This window comes from Rhizobacter sp. P2_H2 (assembly GCF_056403375.1).
Window position 1 is genome coordinate 1 of sequence record NZ_JBFUFP010001234.1, and the last position, 1,472, is coordinate 1,472.

The 1,472-nt window shown below is 66.1% G+C and carries 3 protein-coding genes, 1 other RNA gene and 1 riboswitch; all 4 genes read left to right on the top strand.

Features of this window, described 5'->3' with window-relative positions; all coding sequences use genetic code 11:
- Positions 1-152: riboswitch (cobalamin riboswitch) on the bottom strand. This riboswitch is flagged as partial in the annotation.
- Between the two features lie 52 nt (positions 153-204).
- A complete protein-coding gene (locus AC1D15_RS31890; protein WP_047503000.1) occupies positions 205-435 on the top strand; it encodes a cell division protein ZapB in 231 nt (76 codons plus the stop codon).
- The gene (locus tag AC1D15_RS31895; RefSeq protein ID WP_047503002.1) at positions 432-764 is read left to right on the top strand and encodes a cell division protein ZapA; all 333 of its coding nucleotides are present in this window, start codon (positions 432-434) and stop codon (positions 762-764) included. The genes AC1D15_RS31890 and AC1D15_RS31895 overlap by 4 nt, the downstream gene beginning before the upstream one ends.
- Positions 765-804: 40 nt before the next feature.
- Positions 805-985, top strand: a non-coding RNA gene (ssrS, locus tag AC1D15_RS31900) — 6S RNA.
- A 25-nt stretch (positions 986-1,010) separates the two neighbouring features.
- The coding region (locus AC1D15_RS31905; RefSeq protein WP_477829206.1) for an EVE domain-containing protein at positions 1,011-1,472 on the top strand (462 nt) is incomplete at its 3' end.

Here is a 1,472-nt window from a genome sequence, read left to right on the forward strand (position 1 = left end):
GCGCAGGGGCTGAAGCCGGGTGGCTTCGTCCGCTTACCGTTGCGGGGGCAGCGCAGGTGGGCCGTGCGACCGTGCGGTCGGGCAACCTCTGCTTCCCGTTTAACTGTGCCGGCGTGAACACCGGCACGGGCACCAACGGGCGCGATTGTAAGCAGGCGCAGGCGCCCCCTCTACAATCGGTTCACACTCCACCTTTGATGCGCCATGGCCAAGATCAACGAACTTGCCGAACGCGTCGAGCGCTTGTTGCTGCGGCACGATGAACTGAAGCGCACCAACGCCCTGCTCGAACAACAACTCGCCACCGTCACGCATGAGCGCGACAACCTGCGCTCGCGGCTGAACGCGGCGCGTGGCCGCATCGATGCGCTGCTCGAGCGCCTGCCGGCCGACCCGGCGGCGGTCGGTGCCGATTCCGGAGCGCGCACCAAATGAAGCAGATCGAAGTGACGATCATGGGGCAGAGCTACATCCTCGGCTGCCCGGAAGGCGGCGAGGCCTCGCTGCTCGAAGCGGTGGGCAACGTCGACCGCGAGATGAGCGCGATCCGCGATGGCGGCCGTGTCAAGGCGCGCGAGCGGATCGCGGTGCTGGCGGCACTCAACCTCGCCTACGCACTGGCCGAACGGCCCGCTGCGCCGAAGTCGTCGCCCGCTCCGGCGCCGGCTCCTGCCTCGGCATCGTCGAGCAGCGAAGACATCGACATAGACGCTTTGATCCACCGTGTCGACCAAGCCCTTGGCGCCGACGGGCAATTGCTTTGAACAGACACACTCGCGCCGGATGACGCGCGTAGAATTCTTCGAGTCCGTTGCGTTCGCGTGAGTTTTATATTTCCTTGAACCGATGCTCTTATGAGCAAGGGCTTGGAACATCGCCCGGTTGGTGTGATCGTCTCGCGTCAGATGAACCCGAAGCCCGGCTGACCTCGCCCACCTGAACTGCCTGGGTTCAGGAATGCGGCTCACGGTGCGTGACGGACACCTTATCTTTCCCCTCTCCTCAGCACCATGACCGAACAGTTCTGGCTCATGAAGAGCGAGCCCGACGAGTGTTCGATCGACGACCTGGCCGCTGCGCCGAAGCAGCGCGTGCCCTGGGTCGGCGTGCGCAACTACCAGGCCCGCAACTTCATGCGCGACCAGATGCGCAGCGGCGACGGCGTGCTGTTCTATCACTCGTCCTGCCCCGAGCCGGGCGTCGCCGGGCTGGCGCGCGTGGTGGGCGAGCCGTACCTCGACGCCACGCAGTTCGACGCGAAGAGCAAGTACTTCGACGCCAAGGCCACGGCCGAGAAGCCGCGCTGGTGGCATGTCGACGTGGCGCTCGAGCGCAAGACGCGGCTGCTGTCGCTGCGCGAGATGCGCGAGGCGGCCTCGCTCGCGTCGATGGTGGTGCTGAAGCCCGGCAACCGGCTGTCGATCACGCCGGTGTCGGCGCAGGAATGGGCCGCGGTGCTCGAACTGCTGGAT

Bases quoted from the DNA above. Each gene is read 5' to 3' on its own strand.
- AC1D15_RS31895 (WP_047503002.1), top strand. From the start codon at position 432: ATGAAGCAGATCGAAGTGACGATCATGGGGCAGAGCTACATCCTCGGC.
- AC1D15_RS31890 (WP_047503000.1), top strand. From the start codon at position 205: ATGGCCAAGATCAACGAACTTGCCGAACGCGTCGAGCGCTTGTTGCTG.